1 protein-coding gene is annotated in these 621 nt (G+C 65.5%); it reads right to left on the bottom strand.

Translation table 11 applies throughout. The annotated features are described in order from the left end of the window. On the bottom strand, window positions 1-621 hold a 621-nt coding region (locus NPS47_RS25305), incomplete at both ends, for an autotransporter-associated beta strand repeat-containing protein (RefSeq protein WP_274297437.1).

Below are 621 nucleotides of genomic sequence, written 5' to 3'. Positions count from 1 at the left end.
GAGTACCCGTACCGGTCACCTTCCACTGCCCTGTGTAGGCCGCATTGGCGCCGCTGATCGTGGCCTGCGCCCCACTCACCGTGGTCGTGCCCGCACCGGCCAGGAGGTTATCGAAGTTGCTGGCCGAGGCTAATGCCAACTCCAGCCCGGTCGTCGCACTGCCCGCTGCGGTGTTGATATTCACCGTGCCGGAGCCGACGCCGTCAGCGTCGCTCAGTTTCAGCACGCCGCCCTGAACCGTGGTCGCCCCGCTGGCACTGTTGGCCCGGGCGATGGTCAGCGTACCCGTGCCGTTCTTGGTGAAGGCGCCCGCACCATTGAGCGCGTTGCTCAAGGTCCAGTTGCTGCCAGTGTCGATATTGAAGGTGCCGGCGTTGTTGATCGCCGCCGTGCCCAGGTTACTGGCCGTCGAGGCCGTCAGCGCAGTGCCCATGGCCAGGTTCCAACTGCCCGACAGGGTGTTGTTGCCCGCGAGCGTCAGCGCGCTGGCATTGCTCAGGTTGACCGCCCCGGTGCCGCCGATGGCATTGTCCAGCGTGCCGCTGGCTCCATCGAGCAACAGCGTGCCGTTATCAGTGATCCTGCCGCTGCCCAGGCCATCCACATGGTTCAGATTGACCT

Source organism: Pseudomonas putida (assembly GCF_028682475.1).
In the GTDB taxonomy this organism is placed as follows: domain Bacteria; phylum Pseudomonadota; class Gammaproteobacteria; order Pseudomonadales; family Pseudomonadaceae; genus Aquipseudomonas; species Aquipseudomonas putida_AG.
The sequence above is the reverse complement of the archived record's forward strand: the minus strand, read 5'-3'. Positions and strand labels throughout refer to the sequence as shown.